18 protein-coding genes and 1 pseudogene are annotated in these 18,681 nt (G+C 74.2%); 9 read left to right on the forward strand and 10 right to left on the reverse strand.

Features of this window, described 5'->3' with window-relative positions; all coding sequences use genetic code 11:
• Positions 1-353 (reverse strand): annotated as a pseudogene (locus E1291_RS21565) (transcriptional regulator); the annotation flags it as partial.
• A 55-nt stretch (positions 354-408) separates the two neighbouring features.
• Between E1291_RS21565 and E1291_RS21570 the strand changes: the two are divergent.
• Positions 409-1,659 (forward strand): MDR family MFS transporter, encoded by a 1,251-nt coding sequence (locus tag E1291_RS21570; RefSeq protein WP_242614285.1) that lies wholly within the window; start codon positions 409-411, stop codon positions 1,657-1,659.
• 35 nt (positions 1,660-1,694) lie between these two features.
• Positions 1,695-3,488 (forward strand): NAD+ synthase, encoded by a 1,794-nt coding sequence (locus E1291_RS21575; RefSeq protein ID WP_131739710.1) that lies wholly within the window; start codon positions 1,695-1,697, stop codon positions 3,486-3,488.
• 18 nt (positions 3,489-3,506) lie between these two features.
• Here E1291_RS21575 and E1291_RS21580 read toward each other — a convergent pair whose 3' ends face one another.
• From E1291_RS21580 to E1291_RS21590, 3 genes are all read right to left on the reverse strand, one after another.
• The gene (locus E1291_RS21580) at positions 3,507-5,624 is read right to left on the reverse strand and encodes a SpoIIE family protein phosphatase (protein WP_242614286.1); all 2,118 of its coding nucleotides are present in this window, start codon (positions 5,622-5,624) and stop codon (positions 3,507-3,509) included.
• Positions 5,625-5,843: 219 nt separating this feature from the next.
• Entirely contained in the window at positions 5,844-6,458 is a 615-nt protein-coding gene (locus tag E1291_RS21585; protein WP_131739712.1) for a TetR/AcrR family transcriptional regulator, read from the reverse strand.
• A gap of 14 nt (positions 6,459-6,472) precedes the next feature.
• Positions 6,473-8,038: an MFS transporter gene (locus tag E1291_RS21590; RefSeq protein ID WP_242614287.1), complete on the reverse strand. Its 1,566-nt coding sequence runs from the start codon at positions 8,036-8,038 to the stop codon at positions 6,473-6,475.
• Between the two features lie 237 nt (positions 8,039-8,275).
• Here E1291_RS21590 and panB point away from each other — a divergent pair, with 237 nt between their 5' ends.
• Positions 8,276-9,124 (forward strand): 3-methyl-2-oxobutanoate hydroxymethyltransferase, encoded by an 849-nt coding sequence (gene panB / locus E1291_RS21595; protein WP_131739714.1) that lies wholly within the window; start codon positions 8,276-8,278, stop codon positions 9,122-9,124.
• 129 nt (positions 9,125-9,253) lie between these two features.
• Here the strand turns inward: panB and npdG are convergent, their stop codons facing one another.
• A complete protein-coding gene (gene npdG, locus E1291_RS21600; protein ID WP_131739716.1) occupies positions 9,254-9,946 on the reverse strand; it encodes an NADPH-dependent F420 reductase in 693 nt (230 codons plus the stop codon).
• A 138-nt stretch (positions 9,947-10,084) separates the two neighbouring features.
• On the opposite strand from npdG, the gene E1291_RS21605 reads away from it, so the two are divergent.
• Positions 10,085-10,654, forward strand: coding sequence for a hypothetical protein (locus E1291_RS21605; RefSeq protein WP_131739751.1), 570 nt, complete (start codon positions 10,085-10,087; stop codon positions 10,652-10,654).
• A 259-nt stretch (positions 10,655-10,913) separates the two neighbouring features.
• Here the strand turns inward: E1291_RS21605 and E1291_RS21610 are convergent, their stop codons facing one another.
• Positions 10,914-11,090, reverse strand: coding sequence for a hypothetical protein (locus E1291_RS21610; protein WP_370771016.1), 177 nt, complete (start codon positions 11,088-11,090; stop codon positions 10,914-10,916).
• 70 nt (positions 11,091-11,160) lie between these two features.
• On the opposite strand from E1291_RS21610, the gene map reads away from it, so the two are divergent.
• From map to E1291_RS21625, 3 genes are read left to right on the forward strand one after another with little or no spacing between them, the layout of a single operon-like run.
• On the forward strand, positions 11,161-12,012 hold the full coding sequence (gene map / locus E1291_RS21615; protein ID WP_131739720.1) for a type I methionyl aminopeptidase: 852 nt from the start codon (positions 11,161-11,163) through the stop codon (positions 12,010-12,012).
• A 54-nt stretch (positions 12,013-12,066) separates the two neighbouring features.
• Entirely contained in the window at positions 12,067-12,756 is a 690-nt protein-coding gene (locus E1291_RS21620; RefSeq protein ID WP_131739722.1) for a ComEA family DNA-binding protein, read from the forward strand.
• Between the two features lie 19 nt (positions 12,757-12,775).
• Complete coding sequence (locus E1291_RS21625) at positions 12,776-13,798, forward strand: DNA polymerase ligase N-terminal domain-containing protein (RefSeq protein ID WP_131739724.1); 1,023 nt, start codon at positions 12,776-12,778, stop codon at positions 13,796-13,798.
• Positions 13,799-13,919: 121 nt separating this feature from the next.
• Here the strand turns inward: E1291_RS21625 and E1291_RS21630 are convergent, their stop codons facing one another.
• The gene (locus E1291_RS21630) at positions 13,920-14,543 is read right to left on the reverse strand and encodes an NAD(P)-dependent oxidoreductase (RefSeq protein WP_131739726.1); all 624 of its coding nucleotides are present in this window, start codon (positions 14,541-14,543) and stop codon (positions 13,920-13,922) included.
• Between the two features lie 87 nt (positions 14,544-14,630).
• Between E1291_RS21630 and E1291_RS21635 the strand changes: the two genes are divergently transcribed.
• Entirely contained in the window at positions 14,631-14,987 is a 357-nt protein-coding gene (locus tag E1291_RS21635) for a winged helix-turn-helix transcriptional regulator (RefSeq protein WP_131739728.1), read from the forward strand.
• Between the two features lie 211 nt (positions 14,988-15,198).
• A complete protein-coding gene (locus E1291_RS21640) occupies positions 15,199-15,915 on the forward strand; it encodes a metal-dependent hydrolase (protein WP_207400865.1) in 717 nt (238 codons plus the stop codon).
• Positions 15,916-15,948: 33 nt separating this feature from the next.
• Here the strand turns inward: E1291_RS21640 and E1291_RS21645 are convergent, their stop codons facing one another.
• Genes E1291_RS21645 through E1291_RS21655 form a run of 3 tightly spaced genes read right to left on the reverse strand, consistent with a single transcriptional unit; the run spans position 15,949 to position 18,649 of the window.
• Positions 15,949-16,479 carry a hypothetical protein gene (locus tag E1291_RS21645; protein ID WP_131739730.1) on the reverse strand — a complete coding sequence of 177 codons (531 nt, stop codon included), beginning with the start codon at positions 16,477-16,479 and terminating at the stop codon, positions 15,949-15,951.
• A complete protein-coding gene (locus tag E1291_RS21650) occupies positions 16,476-17,978 on the reverse strand; it encodes an ATP-binding protein (RefSeq protein ID WP_131739732.1) in 1,503 nt (500 codons plus the stop codon). Before E1291_RS21650 ends, E1291_RS21645 begins: the two co-directional genes overlap by 4 nt.
• Positions 17,975-18,649, reverse strand: coding sequence for a response regulator (locus tag E1291_RS21655; protein ID WP_131739734.1), 675 nt, complete (start codon positions 18,647-18,649; stop codon positions 17,975-17,977). Before E1291_RS21655 ends, E1291_RS21650 begins: the two co-directional genes overlap by 4 nt.
• Positions 18,650-18,681 lie beyond the last annotated feature (32 nt).

The raw sequence follows: 18,681 nt of genomic DNA on the forward strand, positions 1-18,681 counted from the left end.
CGCCCCGGCCGCGCCGTCCCGGCCGGGCCGCGCTCGGTCCAGCGCAGCTCCGCCGCGACGACCCGCGGCGGCGTCGCCCGGACGATCGCCAGCTCGGCGCCGAGGTCGGGCAGCGGGGTCGCGGGCGGCGGGGTCAGGAAGTCGGGGATGTAGCCGCTCGGCCCGACCATCTCGCTCAGCGGGCCCAGGTCGATTCCGCGCAGCCGGGGCCGCACGGCGTGCACCCACGGCAGGTGCAGCGCGTGCCCCGACGGGTCGGCGAGCACGCGCAGGCTCCGCACCATCTCCCACAGCGGGGAGAAGGCGAAGCGGACCCGCGCCGCGTCGTCCGGGGCGAACACGAACTCGATCATTTAGTCCAGGCTAAATGAATGTCGCGTCCGGAGGGCCTGGCGGATCATCAGATGAGTGACCACACTGGACGACCCTCCCGCCGTCCCCCGGCAGGGCCGGCTCGCGGCCTTCCTCGAACCCCGCGTCGGCGGCTTCCCCCGCTCCTTCTGGGTGCTGTGGGCGGGAACGCTCCTCAACCGGCTCGGCAGCATGGTGGCGCCCTTCCTCGGCCTCTACCTGACCACGGTGCGCGACCTGTCCCTGGGCGAGGCCGGCGCGGTGATGGCCTTCCTCGGGGCGGGCTCGTTCACCGGGCAGATCGCCGGCGGCGCGCTCGCCGACCGGCTCGGCCGCCGCGCGACGCTGACGATGGCGACCGTCGGCACCGGCGCCGCGATGATCGCGCTCGGCTACGCGCACGGCATCGCCGCGATCATCGGCGCCGCGCTGCTGCTCGGCTTGCTGCAGGACATGTACCGCCCGGCGGCGCAGGCGATGATCGCCGACCTCATCTCCCCCGCCGACCGGCCGCGCGCGTTCGGGCTGCTGTTCTGGGCGATCAACCTCGGCTGGGCCGTGGCCATGGTGCTCGGCGGGACGCTCGCCCAGCAGGGCTTCCTGCTGCTGTTCTGGATCGACGCGCTCACCTGCGCAGGGTTCGGCCTGCTGGTGTGGCGGGCCGTCCCCGAGACGCGGGTGCGGGACGAGCACGCGGACGCCCTGCCCGGCGGCTTCGGCCGCGTGCTGCGCGACCGCGTCATGGTCTTCTACACGCTCATCATCCTCGTCTACACGTTCGTGCTGACGCAGTGCATGACGACGATGCCGCTGGCGATGAAGGAGGACGGCCTCGGCCCCCGCTCCTACGGCCTGGCCATCGCCGCCAACGGCGTGATGATCATCATTGTCCAGCCGCTGGTCAACGCCTGGCTGAGCCGGCGCGACCACAGCCTGGTCCTGGTGGCCGGGTTCATCCTGGTCGGCGCCGGCTACGGGCTCACCTCGCTCGCCTCGTCCCTGGCCGGCTACGTCGCGGCGATCTCGGTGTGGACGGTCGGCGAGATCATGGCGGCGTCCGTGCTGCAGGCCGTCGTCGCCGACCTCGCCCCGGCCGACCTCCGCGGCCGCTACAGCGGGCTGTACGGGATGGCGTGGTCCGGGGGGTTCCTGCTCGCGCCCCTCGGCGGCACCCAGCTGCTCGGCGCGGGCGGACCGCCCGCGCTGTGGCTGGCCTGCCTCGGCCTCGCGCTCACCGCGGCGGCCGGGCAGTTCGCGCTGGCCCCGGCGATCCGGCGGCGGCGCGCCGCCGCCCTCTTTTCGTCATAGTGACGAAACCGGTTCCGGCGAACTACGCTGGTCGGGTGGCACAGCTCAGGATCGCGCTCGCGCAGGTGAACCCGACCGTCGGCGACCTCGGCGGCAACGCCGACATGATCGTGGAGTGGACCCGGCGCGCCGCGGCGGCGGGCGCGCACCTGGTCGCCTTCCCCGAGATGATGCTGACCGGCTACCCCGTCGAGGACCTCGCGCTGCGCCCGTCCTTCGTCGAGGCGTCCCGCCGCGCCCTCGCGGAGACCGCGGCCCGGCTCGCCGCCGAGGGCCTGGGCGGGCTGCCCGTCGTCACCGGCCACCTCGACCGCCGGGCCGTCGCCCCGGTCCGGCCGGGCCGGGCCGCCGGGTCGCCGCTCAACGCCGCCGCGTGGCTGCACGGCGGCGAGGTCCTCGTCCGCTCCGCCAAGCACCACCTGCCGAACTACGGCGTGTTCGACGAGTTCCGGATCTTCGAGCGCGGCGACCGGCTGCCCGTCGTGCGGGTGCGGGGCGTGGACGTCGCGACCGTCATCTGCGAGGACCTCTGGCAGGACGGCGGGCCGGTCAGCGTCACCGGCGCCGCCGGCGCCGGGCTCCTGCTGGCCGTCAACGCCTCCCCCTACGAGCGCGGCAAGGGCGACGCACGGCTCGCGCTGTGCGCCCGGCGCGCCCGTGACGCGGGCTGCGCCCTCGCCTATGTCAACATGGTCGGCGGCCAGGACGAACTGGTCTTCGACGGCGACTCCGTCGTCGTCGCCGCCGACGGCACGCCGCTCGCCCGCGCCCCGCGCTTCACCGAGGACCTGCTGGTCGCCGACCTCGCGCTGCCCGCCGCCGACCCCGCCGTCCCCGCCGGGAGCACCCCCGTGGACGCGCTGGACGGCACCACCATCACCATCGACCGGCGGATCGTGTCCGCCGACCCGGTGCCCGCCTACACCGTCGCCCCGCAGACCGTCGCCGCGCCCATGGACGACCTCGCCAAGGTGTACGCGGCGCTCGTCCTCGGCACCCGCGACTACGCCCGCAAGAACGGCTTCCGCTCGGTCGTCCTCGGCCTGTCCGGCGGCATCGACTCCGCCCTCGTCGCCACCATCGCCTCCGACGCGGTCGGCCCGGAGAACGTGCACGCCGTCCTGCTGCCCAGCCGCTACTCCTCCGAGGGGTCGGTCACCGACGCCGAGGACCTCGTCAAGCGGCAGGGGATCCACTCACGGGTCGTCCCCATCGCCGGCATGGTCGAGGCGTTCGAGGCCGAGCTCGACCTGCACGGCCTCGCCGCCGAGAACCTCCAGGCCCGCGTCCGCGCGAACGTGTGGATGGCCCTGTCCAACGAGCACGGCCATCTGGTGCTGACCGGCGGCAACAAGAGTGAGCTGGCCACCGGCTACTCCACCCTCTACGGCGACTCGGCGGGCGGCTTCGGCCCGATCAAGGACGTCACCAAGACGATGGTGTGGGCCCTCGCCCGCTGGCGGAACACCCACCGGGACGGCGGCGCGCCGTTCCTGCATCCGTTCGCGCAGGAGCCGATCCCCGAGGCGATCATCGTCAAGGAGCCGTCGGCGGAACTGCGCCCCGGCCAGCGCGACCGCGACTCGCTGCCCGACTACTCCGTCCTCGACCCGCTGCTCACCGACTACGTCGAGCACGACCTCGGCCGCGACGCCCTCGTCGCCGCCGGCCACGACCCGGAGCTGGTCGACCGGGTGATCCGCCTGGTCGACCTCGCCGAGTACAAGCGCCGCCAGTACCCCCCGGGCCCCAAGATCACCCCGAAGAACTTCGGCCGTGACCGCCGCCTCCCCATCACCACCCGCTGGCGCGAGCCCTCGGCCCGCTGACCCGCCGGCGGGCGGCGGTCATTCGAGGTGGTGGCTTTCGCCGGGCCAGGCGGAGACCTGTTCCGACGGGTCCGGGTCGACGCCGGGGACGGTCTGCTCGCACCAGACGACCTTGCCCGCGGCGGTCCGGCGGCTGCCCCAGCGGTGGGCGAGCTGGCTGACGACGAGGAGGCCGCGGCCGTTCTCGTCGTCGTCCTCGGCGTGCCGGAGGCGGGGCAGCGCGGCCGACCGGTCGAGGACCTCGCAGACGAGGGTGCGCTCGAACAGCAGGCGCAGCTCGATCGGGCCGGGCGCGTACCGCAGGGCGTTGGTGATGAGCTCGGACGCCAGCAGCTCGGTGGTGTAGGTGAGGTCCTCCAGGCCCCACTCCTCCAGCCGGGTGCGGACGAGGCCGCGGGCGCGGCGGACCGCGGCCGGCTCGGCGGGCAGGATCCAGGAGGCGCACCGGTCGTCGGGCAGCCGCCGCAGCCGCGCGATCAGCACGGCGATGTCGTCGCGGTGGTGGTCGGCGTAGACGCCCGCGAGGGTCGCCTTGGCGAGCTCCTCCATGGGACGGTCCACGGAGCCGGGGCCGAAGACGTCCTGCAGCCGGGCCAGGCCGTCGTCGATGTCGCGGCCGCGGTTCTCGACGAGCCCGTCGGTGTAGATGACGAAGACGCTGCCGTCCTCGACCGTGAACTCGCGGCTCTCGATCGCGGCGCCGCCCGCGACGCCGAGCGGCGGGGCGGGCGGGACCTGCAGGAACTCGTTGTCGCCGCCGGGACCGGCCAGCAGCGGCGGCAGGTGCCCCGCCGAGGCGATCTCGATCGTGCCGGTGGTCGCGTCGTAGACGGCGTACACGCAGGTCGCGAAGTGCGGTTCCTGTTCGCCCAGCTCGATCATCAGCTCGTGCATGACGTGCAGGGCGTCGGCGGGCGGCAGCTCCAGGTTCGCCAGCGTGTGCAGCGCGGTGCGCAGCCGGCCCATCGTGACCGCGGCGCGGACGCCGTGCCCGGCGACGTCGCCGACGATGAGCGCGACGCGGGCGCCCGGCAGCGCGATCGACTCGTACCAGTCGCCGCCGACCTCGACGAGCTTGCTGCCCGGCAGGTAGCGGTGCCGGACCTCGACCGAGGACGGCGCCGACAGCCGGTTGGGCAGCAGGCTGCGCTGCAGCGCCAGCGCGGTCGCCCGCTCGCGGCTGAACAGCCGCGCGTTGTCGATGACGATCGCGGCGCGGGCCGCGAACTCCATGCCGATCTCGACGTCGTAGGCATCGAACTTGCGGAAGCCGGGGACGCGGGTGCAGGCGATGAAGCCCAGCAGCGTGTCGCGCGCGATCATCGGCAGCAGCACCATCGACACGCCGGTGAGCAGCTCGCCGGCCGGGCCGCGCCGCCACAGCCGGGCGATGTCGCTCGCCGCGTCGAGCTCGATGTGCGGCAGGTGGACGGGCCGGGCCGTCTCCATCACCTCGCGGTAGGGGGTGCCCTCGGGGAACACCAGCACCTCGCCGACGGGGAACGTCGCGGTCCACATCGGGTTGCCGTCGTCGGAGGTGACGGCGATGCGGCGCAGGACGGCCGAGCCGGACTCGGCGTGCACCTCGTCGGCGGCGACGAGGCTCTCCAGCACCAGGACCGACGCGGCCGTGCAGAAGTGCGGCACGATGACGTCGACGAGCCCGCGGGCGGACTGGTCGAGGTCCAGCGAGGCGCCGAACCGGGTGATCGGGTCGTCGAGCAGGGCGCGCCGCATCAGCGCCGGGTCCTGGTAGCGCTCGCTCGGCGGCAGCGCCACCCGCACGAACAGCAGCCCGGCGGGCGAGCCGCCCTCCTGGGCGCCGACCAGCGGCTGCGCGGTCACCACGGCGTCGGCGGAGGGGCCGCGGCCGGCGCGCAGCACCGTCAGCACGGCGGTGCGCTCCTGCCCGGCGCCGATCGCCTCCAGCAGCCCCTCGAGCTCGGCCTTGCCCTCCTCGCCCACCAGCTCGGCGGCGGGCCGGCCGATCAGGTCCTCGGGGGCGCGGCCGAGCACGGTCGCGACGTTCGGCCCGCACTGGACGATCCGCCGTGCACCGTCCACTCCCAGGACCAGGGTCCGGGACGCGGAATCGGCGGCGGGCGCATCGCCTCGCGGCGCCATGACGGATCTCACCTGACGCGCTCCAGAAAGCCGGTCGTCCTAGCACTACCCAGCGACAGTATGGGGCATGACACGGGATCGGGGGGAGAAGATCACGCTTACGGCGCCGGAATTCCGGATCCCGAGACCGGGCCGAGACCGGGCCGATGCCCCACCGAGTCCGCATCAGGTCCGAATCGGGCCGGCATCGGTCCCGTATCGGTCCACGCGGCGCCGCGGCGCGCGCGGCGGCTATCCGGAGGAGGCGCCGATGCCCCGCAGAAGGGTATCGACGACCGTTTCGGCGTACCCCTCCGGCAGGGGCTCGTGCGGCGGCCGGTTGCTGAGCGTACCGACCAGCATCGAGACGACGACCTCCAGGTCGAGGTCGGCGCGCAGCACGCCGTCGTCGACCCCCCGGCGCAGCACCGCGCGCATGACCGCGCGGCGCGGCTCGATGAGGTCCTGCCGGTAGCGGGCGTACAGCCCGGGGTGCTTCTCCGCGCTGCCGACCACGTTCCAGAAGCACCGGACGTGCTTGAGCTTGCGCTCGGCGCCCAGGGCGACCGCGAGCTCGACCAGGTCCTCCCGGACGGAGGCGCCGGACAGTTCGGGCAGCGGCGCCTTCACCGCGGCCAGCGCGTGCACGATCAGCGCCTCCTTGTTGGGCCAGCGCCGGTAGATCGTGGTCTTGCCGACGCCGGCGCGGGCGGCCACCGCCTCGATGGACACGCCCGCCACCCCCGACTCCGCGGCGAGCAGGTCGAGGGTCGCCTCCACGATGGCCTTCTCGGCGCGCTCGCTGCGCGGCCGGCCCGGCCTCCGCTCGGCCTCGGTGCCCACCGCGGGGCCGGTCAGTTCAGTCATCGCCCGTCACGTTCTCATACCCCGGCGGTCTCCTGCTCGGACCCGCGCGGCTCGGTCTGCGAATCCACCGCCGGGGCCCGGCCCGGCATCCACTTCAGCACGACCATCGAGGCGAGGAAGGCCACGACGGCGGCGGCGATCGCCGCGGTGTGCATGGCGTGCACGAACGCGGCGTCCGCGGGTCCGACGAGGGAGTGGCCGGCGTCGCCCATGCGGGCCGCGACGGCGTGCGCGCCGGCGATGGACTCGCCCGCCGCCTGGCGCGGGCCCGGCGGCAGCGCGGCGAGGTTCTGGTGCAGGTCACCGCGGTACACCGAGGCGACGACGGAGCCCAGGACGGCCACCCCCATCGCGACCGCGACCTGCCGGGCGGTGTTGTTGATCGCCGATCCGGCGCCGGCCCGCTCGCGCGGCAGCGCCGACATGACCGACTCCGTCGCGGGCGGCATCACGTTGGCCATCCCGGCGCCCTGCAGGAAGAACACGACGCACAGCACCCACAGCGGAGTGTCGACGCCGACGAACTGGTAGCCCGCCAGCGCGGCCGTCACCAGGAGAAGGCCGACCGTGCACACCGCCTTGGCGCCGTACCGGTGCACCATCGCCGCGCTGCGCGTGGAGAAGATGAGCTGGGCGACGGCGAACGGGAGCACCATGGCGCCGGACTGCAGCGGGGTGAGGCCGCGCACCGACTGCATGTAGAAGTTGGTGAAGAAGAAGACGCCGGCGGCGGCGAAGAAGCACAGCGCGATGGCGGCCACGGCGGCCGACATCCGGGCGTCGCCGAACAGCCGGACGTCGAAGGCCGGGGACGCGGTGCGCGACTCGTGCCAGGCGAACAGGGCCAGGACGGCGGCGCCCGCGGCGATCGGCCCGACCACGGCGGGCGTCAGCCAGTCGCCCTTCTCCCCGCCCTGGATGATGCCGTAGGACAGCACGACCAGCCCGACGACCGACAGCAGCACGCCGCCGGGGTCGAGCCGGCCCGGCAGCGGGTTGCGCGACTCGGGCACGAGGTAGGCCATCAGCACGACGCCGGCGATGATCACCGGCACGTTGATCAGGAAGACCGAGCCCCACCAGAAGTGGGCGAGCAGCAGGCCGCCGGTGAGCGGGCCGATCGCCACGCCCAGCCCGACTGCGCCGGCCCAGATGCCGATGGCGCGGGGCCGCTCGTGCGGCTCGAAGACGTTGGTGATGATGGACAGCGTCTGCGGCATGACCGCGGCGCCGCCGAGGCCCATCAGGGCGCGGGCCCAGATGAGCTGGGCCGGGGACTGCGCGTAGGCCGACAGGAGCGAGGCGACGGCGAAGACCGCCATCCCGCCGATCAGCACGCGCTTGCGGCCCATCCGGTCGCCGAGCACCCCGAAGGTGAACAGCAGGCCGGCGAAGACCAGCGTGTAGGAGTTGATGGACCATTCGAGCTGGCTCTGGGTGGCGCCCAGGCCCTTCTGCGGGTCGGCGATGGTCTTGAGCGCGACGTTGAGGATGGTGTTGTCGAGCACCACCACCAGCAGGCTCATGGTCAGCACGCCGAGGATGTACCAGCGGCGACGCTGGACGGTCTCGGATTCCAAAGCGCTCCTCGGGGTCGCCGTCGGGCGATTCAATCGATACGTCAACGTTTCGTAATGAGCGTACGCCCGCTGACTGTCGATACGCAACCGTATCGTTTCGCAATCGGGGGTGACCCCTAACACCCTCCACGGCGGGTGAATAGGGGAAGGGGCGGGGGTACCCGAATCGTTGACTAAGTGGGACGATCGGAACAGTCCGGGTACGCCACCGTGGCGCCTCGAGACGTGGAGGTTCGCATGTTTTCATCTGCCGCGCCCGCGCAGCCGACCGCACTCTACGGCGGTACCGGCGGGCGGAGGGTCACCGTTCGCGACATCGCCGCCGCCAAGGCCCGGCACGAGAAGTGGCCCATGCTCACCGCCTACGACGCGCTCACCGCGCGCGTCTTCGACGAGGCGGGCATCCCCGTCCTGCTCGTCGGCGACTCGGCCGCGATGGTCGTCTACGGGTACGACTCGACGATCCCGGTGACCGTGGACGACCTGATCCCGCTCACCGCGGCCGTCGTCCGCGGCTCCAAGCGCGCGATGGTGGTCGCCGACCTGCCGTTCGGCTCCTACCAGACCGGCGTGACCGAGGCGCTCGCCACCGCCACCCGCTTCCTCAAGGAGACCGGCGCGCACGCGATCAAGCTGGAGGGCGGCCGCCGGGTGCTGCCGCAGGCCGAGGCGATGGTCGCCGCGGGCATCCCGGTGATGGGCCACCTCGGGCTCACCCCGCAGTCGGTGAACGTCTTCGGCGGCTACCGGGTGCAGGGCCGCGGCGAGGCGGGCGAGGAGCTGATGGCCGACGCCAAGGCGCTGGAGGCCGCGGGCGCGTTCTCAGTGGTGCTCGAGTGCGTCCCCGAGGAGCTCGCCGCCCGGGTCACCGCCTCGCTGTCGATCCCGACGATCGGCATCGGCGGCGGCGGCGCCACCGACGCGCAGGTCCTCGTCTGGCAGGACATGGCCGGGCTCACCCCGCACACCGCCAGGTTCGTCAAGCGGTACGCGGACGTGGGCGGCGTGCTGGGCGAGGCGGCCCGCGCCTTCGCCGGCGAGGTCGTGAGCGGCGCGTTCCCCGCCCCCGAGCACTCCTACCGCTGACCCGCTCCCGGCCCTGACCCCCGGCGCGACCCGTCCCGCACGGGCCGCGCCGACTCCCGCCCCGGCGGTCAGGGCCGACCGCCCGGTGCGGCCGTCCCGGCCGCACCGGGCGCGTCCGGGCCCGGCCGCTCAGACGTCGGTGACGCGCAGCCCCGCGTGCGCCTTGTAGCGGCGGTTGATCGAGATGAGGTTGGCGGTGAGCGCCTCGACCTGGTGGGCGTTGTGCAGCCGGCCGCCGTAGACGCCGCGCATGCCGGGGATCCGGCCGGCGAGCGCCTGCACGAGGTCGGTCGCCTCCCGGTCGTCGCCGAGCACGAGGACGTCCAGTTCCATCTCCGCCACCTCGGGGTCGAGGAGCAGCTTGGCCGACACGTGGTGGAACGCGGCGACGACACGGCTGTCGGGGAGCACCGCCGCGGCCTGCTGGGCCGCGCTCCCCTCCTCGACCGGCAGCGCGTAGGCCCCCTTGCCCTTCTCGAAGCCCAGCGGGTTCACGCAGTCCACGACGATCTTGCCGGCCAGCTCGGCGCGCACCGACTCCAGCGTCGCCCGGTGGCCGTCCCACGGCACCGCCACGATGACGACGTCGGCGCCGCCCGCCGCGCCGGCGTTCGCCGCGCCCGACACCGGCAGGTCCGCGCCGAGCTCGGCGGCGGCCTCCGCGGCGCGCTCGGCGCTGCGCGACCCGATGACCACCCGGTGCCCGGCGAGCGCGAACCGCCGCGCGAGGCCCTTGCCCTGGTCACCGGTGCCGCCCAGGATGCCGATCGTCAGGTTCGCGGCGTCGGGCAGGTCGTGGGGGGTCTTCTGCTGCTCAGTCATGCCGCCGAGTCTGCCAGGCGGGCCCGGGGCCGGCTGCATCCGGCCTCTCCGTCCGGGTGAGGACGCGGTAGGGGAAAACGGCCCTGCCCAGGCCGCGAGCTGGGGCACCATGGTCCCGTGAACGCCGAGCAGGTCACCATGTTGCGCGAGGTTCTGTCGGCCACCGGATGGCTGGAGCGGACGCGGGAGTTCGGACGCGCGCTGCGGGTCACTTCCCGCACCCCGGGGGGGCTGCTGCTGGTGGGCACGCCCGGCGACGACCCCTGGCACCTGGCCGCGCACCTGGACGACGAGAGCAGGCTCGGCGACGCGCCCGGCCTCGCGCCCACGCTGGTGCGCTGGTCGCCGCCGCCCGGCGCCCCGGCGCACCTCGGGATCGGGATGGAGCGGCTGGAGGCGGCCGAGCGCGGCGAGACGCTGCTCGTCGTCGCCGCGGACGGCGCGCCGGTCCCGCTGCTGGAGCGGGTGGACGACGCGCGCCGCACCGGCGCGCGGGTCCTGGCGCTGGAGACCGGCGACCGCGAACTGCGTGGCCTGGCGCACGAGGCGCTGACCGTCCCGGCGGACGAGGCGCTGCTGTCCTTCGACGGCGCCCAGCACCTGGTCAGCACCGCGGCCGGCCAGGAGCCGGGGCGCGCCCCCCGCGGCCTGCGCCACCGCCTCGCCCGCCTCCTGGAAACCGTGAGCGGCCCGACAGTATCGGATTAGTTGCGCCCGGCCCACTTCGCTCGCTGGCGCTCGCTTCGTGACCGCGCTTATGGCAATCCCAGCCCACGGCGCTCGCTGGCGCTCGCTTCGTGACCGGTCTTGTGCGAGCGCGAATCGCTTCGCGATCTTCCCGGCGGGGGCTCGCCTTCGGCATCGCCCCCGCCGGTCAGGGCGCGCGCTCGCGTGACGGCTGAGGACCACTGTGCCTCAGGCCCAGGTCCCGGCCCAGGCGCGCGGCCCGGGGGCCGGTCGTGGTGGGTCAGTCCTCGTTCTGGCGGCTCCATTGCTCGTTGCGTTCGCGGGCCGTGGCCAGGGCGCCGGCGGCGGCGGCCTCCGTCTCGTACGGGCCCATCCGGTCCTTGTCCGGGCAGCCGGACCCGTGCTCGACCTTCATGTGCTTCAGGCAGAACCACCAGTCACCGTCGTTACCGGTCATCGCCATCCCTTCGTTCCTCCCCCGCGGCACGGGATTCGTGCCCCGGGTGCGCTGACTACACTCCATGACTATGACGACCGAACTACTCCGGCCCGGCAACGTCTCCCCCATGCGGAAGGTCCCGGCCCACATCCCGCGACCGGAGTACGTGGGGAAGAAGCGTCCCCGCACGGGCGAGCCCGATGTCAAGACTCCTGAGATCATCGAGCGGATGCGGGTCGCGGGCAAGATCGCCGCGCAGGCGCTGGAGGAGGTCGGCAAGCACGTCAGGCCGGGCGTCACGACCGACGAGCTCGACGGGATCGGGCACGAGTTCATGCTCGACCACGGCGCCTATCCCTCGACGCTCGGGTACCGGGGCTTCCCCAAGTCGCTGTGCACCTCCATCAACGAGGTGATCTGCCACGGCATCCCGGACGACACGGTCCTGCGCGACGGCGACATCGTCAACGTCGACATCACGGCGTTCGTGGACGGGGTGCACGGCGACACCGACGCGACGTTCCTGTGCGGCGACGTGGACGAGGAGTCGCGCCTGCTGGTGGAGCGCACCCGCGAGGCGACCCTGCGCGCCATCCGCTCGGTCAAGCCGGGCCGGGCGCTGAACGTGATCGGCCGGGTCATCGAGTCCTACGCCAAGCGTTTCGGGTACGGGGTGGTCCGCGACTTCACCGGGCACGGCATCGGCACCACGTTCCACTCCGGGCTGGTCGTCCCGCACTACGACGACCCGAACGCGACGACGATCATCGAGCCGGGGATGACGTTCACCATCGAGCCGATGCTGACCCTCGGCACGCACGACTACGACATGTGGGCGGACGGCTGGACGGTCGTCACCAAGGACCGCAGGCGCACGGCGCAGTTCGAGCACACGATCCTCGTGACCGACGACGGTCACGAGATCCTCACCCTGCCGTGACCCGTTTCATGATCTAGAGTCCGAACCACCCCCACCTCCGGCGGGAGAAACTGGATGAACGCCCCAGCGCCGTACGAGCCGCGGGTCCCGTCCGACGACATGCCGCCGGGGCGGGCGGCGTTGAGCGTGACGTGGGCGGCGCTCCCGTTCCTCAGCCTGGGCTACGCCACGCCCTTCACGTTCGCGGCGGCGGCGGTGTGGCGGCGCAGCGCGCACCTCGTGGTGGCGACCGCGGCCTACCTCGGCATTTTCGTCCTGATGCTGCTCCTCCTGCCCGGCATGGGCGGCGAGGACGGCACGCAGGGGCTGGTGGGGGTGCTGCTGTTCCTGCTGGCGGTCGGGGGCTGCGGGCACGCGTTCCTGATCCGCCGCAAGGTGTTCGACCCGGACGGCCTGTCGGGGGTCGACAACGAGGCCGTCGTGGAGCGGGTGCGGCGTCAGCGGCTGCTGCGGGACAGGGCGCGGGAACTGGCCGGGTCCGACCCGGGGCTGGCCAAGGAGCTGCGGATCGGCCGCCCCGACCTGCCGCGCCAGTACAAGGACGGCGGGCTGATCGACGTGAACCACGCGCCGGCCGAGGTGCTGTCCCTGCTGCCGGGCATCACCCCGGAGCTGGCCGGGCGGATCGAGCGGGTGCGCGCGCAGACGGGCGGGTTCGTGTCGGCGGAGGAGCTGTCGGCCGTCGCGGGCCTGCCGCCGGCGCTCACGGCCGACGTCGCCGACTACGCCGTCTTCATTCCCTGAGAGCGGGTATGGGGCGGGCGTGACCGCCGCAAGGGACCGCGGGCGCGGGCGGCCCGGCGACCCGCTGGCCGAGTACCGGGGCAGGCGTGACGCCGAGCGCACGCCGGAGCCGGTGCCGGACGGGCCGGCGCTGCCCCGCGGCGACGACGACACGTTCGTCGTCCAGGAGCACCACGCCACCAGCCTGCACTGGGACCTGAGGCTGGAGCGGGACGGTGTGCTCGTCTCGTGGGCCGTCCCGAAGGGGCTGCCGTGGGACCCGGGGACGAACCACCTCGCCGTCCGGACCGAGGACCATCCGCTGGAGTACGCCTCCTTCGAGGGCGAGATCCCCCACGGCGAGTACGGCGCGGGAACGATGACGATCTGGGACCGCGGGACGTACGAGACGGAGAAGTGGTCCGATCGCGAGGTGAAGATCGTCGTCCATGGCGGGCGCGTGTCGGGGCGCTACGCGCTGTTCCGCACGCGCGACCGGAACTGGATGATCCACCGGATGGACCCGGCCGCCGACCCGGACGCCGAGCCGCTCCCGGCGGCGCTGCGCCCGATGCGCGCCGCGCGGCGGGCCCGGCTGCCCCGCGACGCCGCGGCGTGGGGCTTCGAGTTCGCGTTCGGCGGCGCGCGGCTGCTGGCCTACGCCGAGGGCGGCCGGACGCGGTTCACCGACGGCCGGGGCCGCCGGGTGGACGGGCCCGCCGGGCTGGGGCCGCGGCTCGGCGCGGCGCTCGGCTCCCGGCGGGCCGTGCTGGACGGCGAGCGCGCCGTGCTCGACGGCCGCGAGACGTACATGATCTTCGATCTGCCGCATCTGGACGGGCGGCCGATGCTGGAGGCCGGCTACCGCGAGCGCCGGGAGCGGCTCGACGAACTGGAGCTGGCGGGGCCGCTGTGGCGGACCGCGCCCTGGTTCCCGGGCGAGGGCGGCGCCGTCCGCGGCGCGGCGCGCGAGCGGGGCCTGCCGGGCGTGCTCGCCAAGCGGCTCGACTCCCGCTACGCGCCGGGAGAGGAGTCGGACGCCTGGCGGTTCATCCCGTCCTGAGCGGTCCGGCCCGCGTCGGGAGACGGCGCCCGCCGAGGGCAGGGCGCGTCACGAGGGGGCGAGCGTCGCGCCACGCCCGCCCCCTCCCCCGCCTTTCACGCGCCGCCGGGCGGCGAGCGGATCAGTACGCGACGGTGAAGCGCCGGCCCACGTGCTCGTTCTTCTCCAGCTCGTCGACCAGGGCGATGGCGTAGTCCTCGGCGCTGATGGAGCTGTTGCCCTCGGCGTCGGCGAGCACCTCGTCGCCGCCGACGCGGAACGTCCCGGTGCGCTCGCCGGGCTCGATGCTCGCGGCCGGCGAGAGGTAGGTCCAGTCCAGGTCGCCGGCCTCCGCGCGCACGAGCTCGAGCAGTTCCGCCTGCGCGAGGGCCTCGCCCTTGTAGAGGTCGGGGAAGCCGACGGTGTCCACCAGCCGGACGCCGGGGCCGGCCTCCAGGCTGCCCGCCCCGCCGACCACCACCAGGCGGCGGACGCCCGCCGCGCGCAGGCCGTCCAGCACGCCGCGCCCCGCGGCCAGGAGCGGTCCGGTCGCCTCCGAGCCGTCCCGGGGCGGCGCGACCGCGAGCACCACAGCGTCGTGCCCCGCGGCGAGGGCCGCCACGGCGGCGGAGTCGCCGGCGTCGGCCCGCTCCGTCCCGTCCGTCCCGCTCCGGGTGACGCCGGTGACGTCGTGGCCGCGCAGGCGCGCCTCACTCGCCACCCGCGCCCCGATCATCCCGCTGGCGCCGATCAGCAGAATCCTCATGCTCGTCCCTCCTCGAAGGTCGTCGGGCCTGACGGTATCCACCGGATACTGGTTACTTCAAAGTTCCATTGGTACCCTTCGGAAACCATGAAGGGCGACGCGTTCGATCCCGACTGTCCTACCCGCCTCATCCTCGATCGCATCGGGGACAAGTGGTCGGTCCTCGTCGTGCTCGGCCTGACCGGCGGCCCCCGCCGGTTCACCGAGCTGCGCGGCCTGATCGGCGGCGTCACGCCGAAGGTCCTCACCCAGACGCTGCGCGCCATGGAGCGCGACGGCCTGCTCACCCGGACGATCTTCGCCGAGGTCCCGCCCCGGGTCGAGTACGCGCTCACCCCGCTCGGGGCGTCCCTGCGACGGCCGATCGAGGCCATCGCCGCGTGGGCGGAGGAGAACGTCGAGGCCGTCGTGTCCGCCCGCGACCGGCACGACGCGCTGGCCTGACCCGGCCCTCCCACGGCCCGCCCCGGGCGTGGCGCCTCCTCCGCAGGCCGAGGAACCATCCCCCGCCGTCCCGCATCAAACGGACGTAGCGCCCGGTTCGGCGCGTCGCCCCGGAAAACGATCAGTACCGGGCTAGAGTCCGGCCGTACCGGCGGGACGGGCCACGCGGCGGACCGGGCGGCGGGCCGGGCGGGAAGGCGGGGATCGGCGCATGATGGGGAGGACGCACGCCCTGAGCGGCGCGCTCGCGTGGCTGGCGGCGGTTCCGGTGCTCGCCCAGGACCGGCTGCTGCACGACTACGCGGTCCACCTGTCCGCCGAGCAGGTGCTGGCCGGCTCCGTGGTGTGCGCGGGCGCGGCGATCCTGCCGGACATCGACCACCACAACGGGCGCATCGCCAACACGTTCGGGCCGATCACCCACCACATGTGCAAGTGGATCGGCAAGCTGTCGGGCGGGCACCGGCACGCCACCCACTCGATCCTGTTCGCGGGCGCCATGGGCTGGGCGATGGACGCGCTCGCCACCCACTACGTCTACGCCTGGTGGGCCTGCCTGTTCATGATCGTGGGCCTCGGGCTGCGCGGGGTCGGGCTGGACTTCGAGGGCCGCGAGCCCCAGTCCGCGCTCGCCGACTGCGCGCTGGCGGCGATCGCCGTCTGGCTGATGCACAAGATCGACATGAGCTTCGTCGGGTTCGCGGTCACCCTCGGCTGCCTCGCCCACGTCGCCGGGGACTGCCTGACGCCGAGGGGGTGCCCGGTGTTCTGGCCGCTGCCCTGGCGGATCGACGTCCCGCTGATCCCGCGCACCGACGGCAAGGTCGAACGCTGGGTCGTCGCCCCGCTGCTCAGCGTGGGGATCGCGATCATGGCCGTCCGGTCCGTGCTCGGCGACGTCACCACCCGCTGGCTGACCAAGGGCTGACCGGCGGCAGGCGGGGGGCCGGTCGGAGGCCGGTCAGCCGATCACGTCCGGGTACATGTCGCATTTGAGCCTCAGGATGTATCGGTCCCGGTCCGGATCATCGGCCAGGAACACGACGCGCACCCCCGGGACGGCCTCCGCCGTGCAGGCGACCTGCGCCCGCGCGGCACGGGTCCAGGGACGCCTGGAGGCGGGCGGCATGTCGCGTACGTAGATGGTGATCGCCCCCGGCCGTCCCTCCGAGCGCACCTGGAGACGGCCGTCCACCGGAACCTCGGTGTGCAGGCCCTGCCGCCGCTCGGCGGACGTCAGCGGAACGCCGAGCTGGGTGACCGCGAGCAGCGGATGCCCCGGCAGGCCCGGCCGCACCACGGGCGTGAGCCGCCGCCCGCGCAGCAGGTAGACCGTAAGGGGGGCGGCGTTCCCTTCGGCGATCGGCTTGTCGCCCGCGCTGATGATCCCGGTCGGCCGCACGCCGCAGCCGGCCACGGCTCCGAGGAGCGCCGGCAGCACCGCCGCGCCGGCGACCGCGCGGGCCGCCCGTGCCACGCGCACACGCCTCATGTCTCTCCTTCCCCTGGCCGCTCCCTGGGCAGCCACAGCGTGAACTCCGCTCCCCCGCCGGGCCGGTTCGCCGCCTCCAGCGTCCCGCCGTGCAGGAGGGCGTTCTCCTTGGCGATGGAAAGGCCCAGGCCGCTGCCCTCGCTGCGCGAGCGCGCCGCCTCGGCCTTGACGAACCGGTCGAAGACCACGCCGGTGAGGTCGCCGGGCAGGCCGGGGCCACGGTCTGCGACCACCAGCTCGATCCCGGCGGCGCCCGCCCGAACCGCCGGCCCGAACCGCAGGACGACCGGTGGCCCGCCATGCCGCAGCGCGTTGCCGACGAGGTTGGCGACCACGACGTCGAACCGCCGCGGGTCGAGCCGGGCGGACAGGCCCGCGGGACCGCGCACCGCGACCCGTCCCGACCATCCCCGCGAGCTCAGCGTCGCGGCCACCTCCTCGGCGACGTTCACCTCGTCCAGGACGAGCGCGGCGACGCCCGCGTCGAACCGGCTGATCTCGATGAGGTGCTCGACCAGCTGCCCGAGCCGGCGCGTCTCGCGCGCGACGAGCCGGGCCGCCGCGTCGTCCCCGTCCACCGTGCCGGCCTCCTCGGCGAGGACGTCCGTCACGGCGATCATCGAGGTGAGCGGGGTGCGCAGCTCGTGCGAGACGTCCGCGACGAAGCGCCGGGACGCGGTCTCCATCGCGCGCAGCTCGGTCACCGTCCGCTCCAGCGCCTCGGCCGTCCGGTTGAAGGTCCGGGCGAGGTCGGCGAGCTCGTCGCGGCCGCGCACCGCGACCCGGATCTGCAGCTCGCCGGCGCCGAGCGCGCGGGCGGCGGCGCCGAGGCGGCGCACCGGGCGCAGCACGCCGCGGGTGGCCAGCAGCGCGAGCGCCAGGGCGGGCAGCAGCGCCAGCAGGTTCTCCACCAGCAGCGCCCGGGTCAGCACGTCGAGGTCGGCGGCCTCGCGGTGCAGGTTCGCCGTGACGAACACCATCGGCGGCGTCGTGCGGGCCGGTTCGTCCACGGTGGTCCGGTACCCGGTGACGTGGGCTCCGACCAGCAGGTACGGCGTGCCGTGGTGGGTGAGGCGCTGGAACACCACGCCCCGCATCGCGCGCCGGGCGAACTCCCGGCCGACCGGCACCGGCAGCTCGCCCGGCACCGGCACCGGCACCGTCCCGTCGAGCGGCACCTGGAGCGTCACCGCCGTGCGGCCCGGCGCCCGGCCGAGCGCCTCCTCCAGCTCGGCGCCGATCATGAAGCCGACGTCGGGCGGCAGCTCCGGCGGGATCTGCCGGCCGAGCGTCTGCCGGACGTCGTTCAGCACCGCGTCCTGGGCCCGCTGGAGCATCACCCGGCGCAGCAGGACGTAGGAGACCCCGGAGGCCAGCACCGAGGCCAGCAGCGCGACCGCGGTGAACGCCGCCGCCAGCCGCACCCGCAGCCCGGTGAACCAGCGGTGCCCGACGCCCCGCCCGCGCCGCCGCACCCGGCTCCGCAGCCCGCCGATCACCGCGCCGCGAACCGGTAGCCGAAGCCCCGCACGGTCTCGATCAGCCGCGGCTCGGCGGGCTCGTCCTCGACCTTGGCCCGCACCCGCTGCACGCACGCGTCCACCAGCCGCGAGTCCCCCGGATGGGTGTGCTCCCACACCGCGGCGAGCAGTTGCCGGCGGCTCAGCGTCAGGCCCGGCCGCCGGCTCAGCTCCAGCAGCAGCCGCAGCTCGGTCGGCGTGAGCCGGACGTCGGCGCCCGCCTTGGTCACCTTCAGCGAGGCCCGGTCGATGACGAGGTCGCCGTGCACGGTCCGGTCCAGCCGGGTCAGGTCGGCACGGCGCAGCACCGCGCGGATGCGGGCGTCCAGCACCCGCGGCTCGACCGGCTTGACGACGTAGTCGTCCGCGCCCGCCTCCAGGCCGAGCACCACGTCCAGGTCGTCGCCGCGCGCGGTGAGCAGGATGACCGGGAGGGCGTCGTCGCGGCGGATCCGCCGGCACACCTCGATCCCGTCGACGCCCGGCAGCATCACGTCCAGGAGGGCGATCTCCGGGCGGCGGGCGCGCAGCGCCGCCAGCCCGTCCTCGCCGGTGGCCCGGGAGGTCACGCTGTGCCCCAGCCGGGTCAGCGCGAGCTCCAGCGCCGTCCGGGCCGAGGGGTCGTCCTCGACGAAGAGAATGCTCGCCACCCGCACATTATCGGACACCGTGATCGCCCCTC

Origin of the sequence: Actinomadura roseirufa (assembly GCF_900659635.1) — a bacterium.
GTDB lineage: Bacteria > Actinomycetota > Actinomycetes > Streptosporangiales > Streptosporangiaceae > Spirillospora > Spirillospora roseirufa.

What these genes read in the sequence shown, in the direction of transcription:
- E1291_RS21610 (WP_370771016.1), bottom strand. Translation starts at nt 11,090, where the DNA reads ATGACCGGTAACGACGGTGACTGGTGGTTCTGCCTGAAGCACATGAAG.
- E1291_RS21635 (WP_131739728.1), top strand. Translation starts at nt 14,631, where the DNA reads ATGAAGGGCGACGCGTTCGATCCCGACTGTCCTACCCGCCTCATCCTC.
- E1291_RS21620 (WP_131739722.1), top strand. Translation starts at nt 12,067, where the DNA reads ATGAACGCCCCAGCGCCGTACGAGCCGCGGGTCCCGTCCGACGACATG.
- E1291_RS21605 (WP_131739751.1), top strand. Translation starts at nt 10,085, where the DNA reads ATGTTGCGCGAGGTTCTGTCGGCCACCGGATGGCTGGAGCGGACGCGG.
- npdG (WP_131739716.1), bottom strand. Translation starts at nt 9,946, where the DNA reads ATGACTGAGCAGCAGAAGACCCCCCACGACCTGCCCGACGCCGCGAAC.
- E1291_RS21630 (WP_131739726.1), bottom strand. Translation starts at nt 14,543, where the DNA reads ATGAGGATTCTGCTGATCGGCGCCAGCGGGATGATCGGGGCGCGGGTG.
- E1291_RS21645 (WP_131739730.1), bottom strand. Translation starts at nt 16,479, where the DNA reads ATGAGGCGTGTGCGCGTGGCACGGGCGGCCCGCGCGGTCGCCGGCGCG.
- E1291_RS21640 (WP_207400865.1), top strand. Translation starts at nt 15,199, where the DNA reads ATGATGGGGAGGACGCACGCCCTGAGCGGCGCGCTCGCGTGGCTGGCG.
- map (WP_131739720.1), top strand. Translation starts at nt 11,161, where the DNA reads ATGACGACCGAACTACTCCGGCCCGGCAACGTCTCCCCCATGCGGAAG.
- E1291_RS21585 (WP_131739712.1), bottom strand. Translation starts at nt 6,458, where the DNA reads ATGACTGAACTGACCGGCCCCGCGGTGGGCACCGAGGCCGAGCGGAGG.
- panB (WP_131739714.1), top strand. Translation starts at nt 8,276, where the DNA reads ATGTTTTCATCTGCCGCGCCCGCGCAGCCGACCGCACTCTACGGCGGT.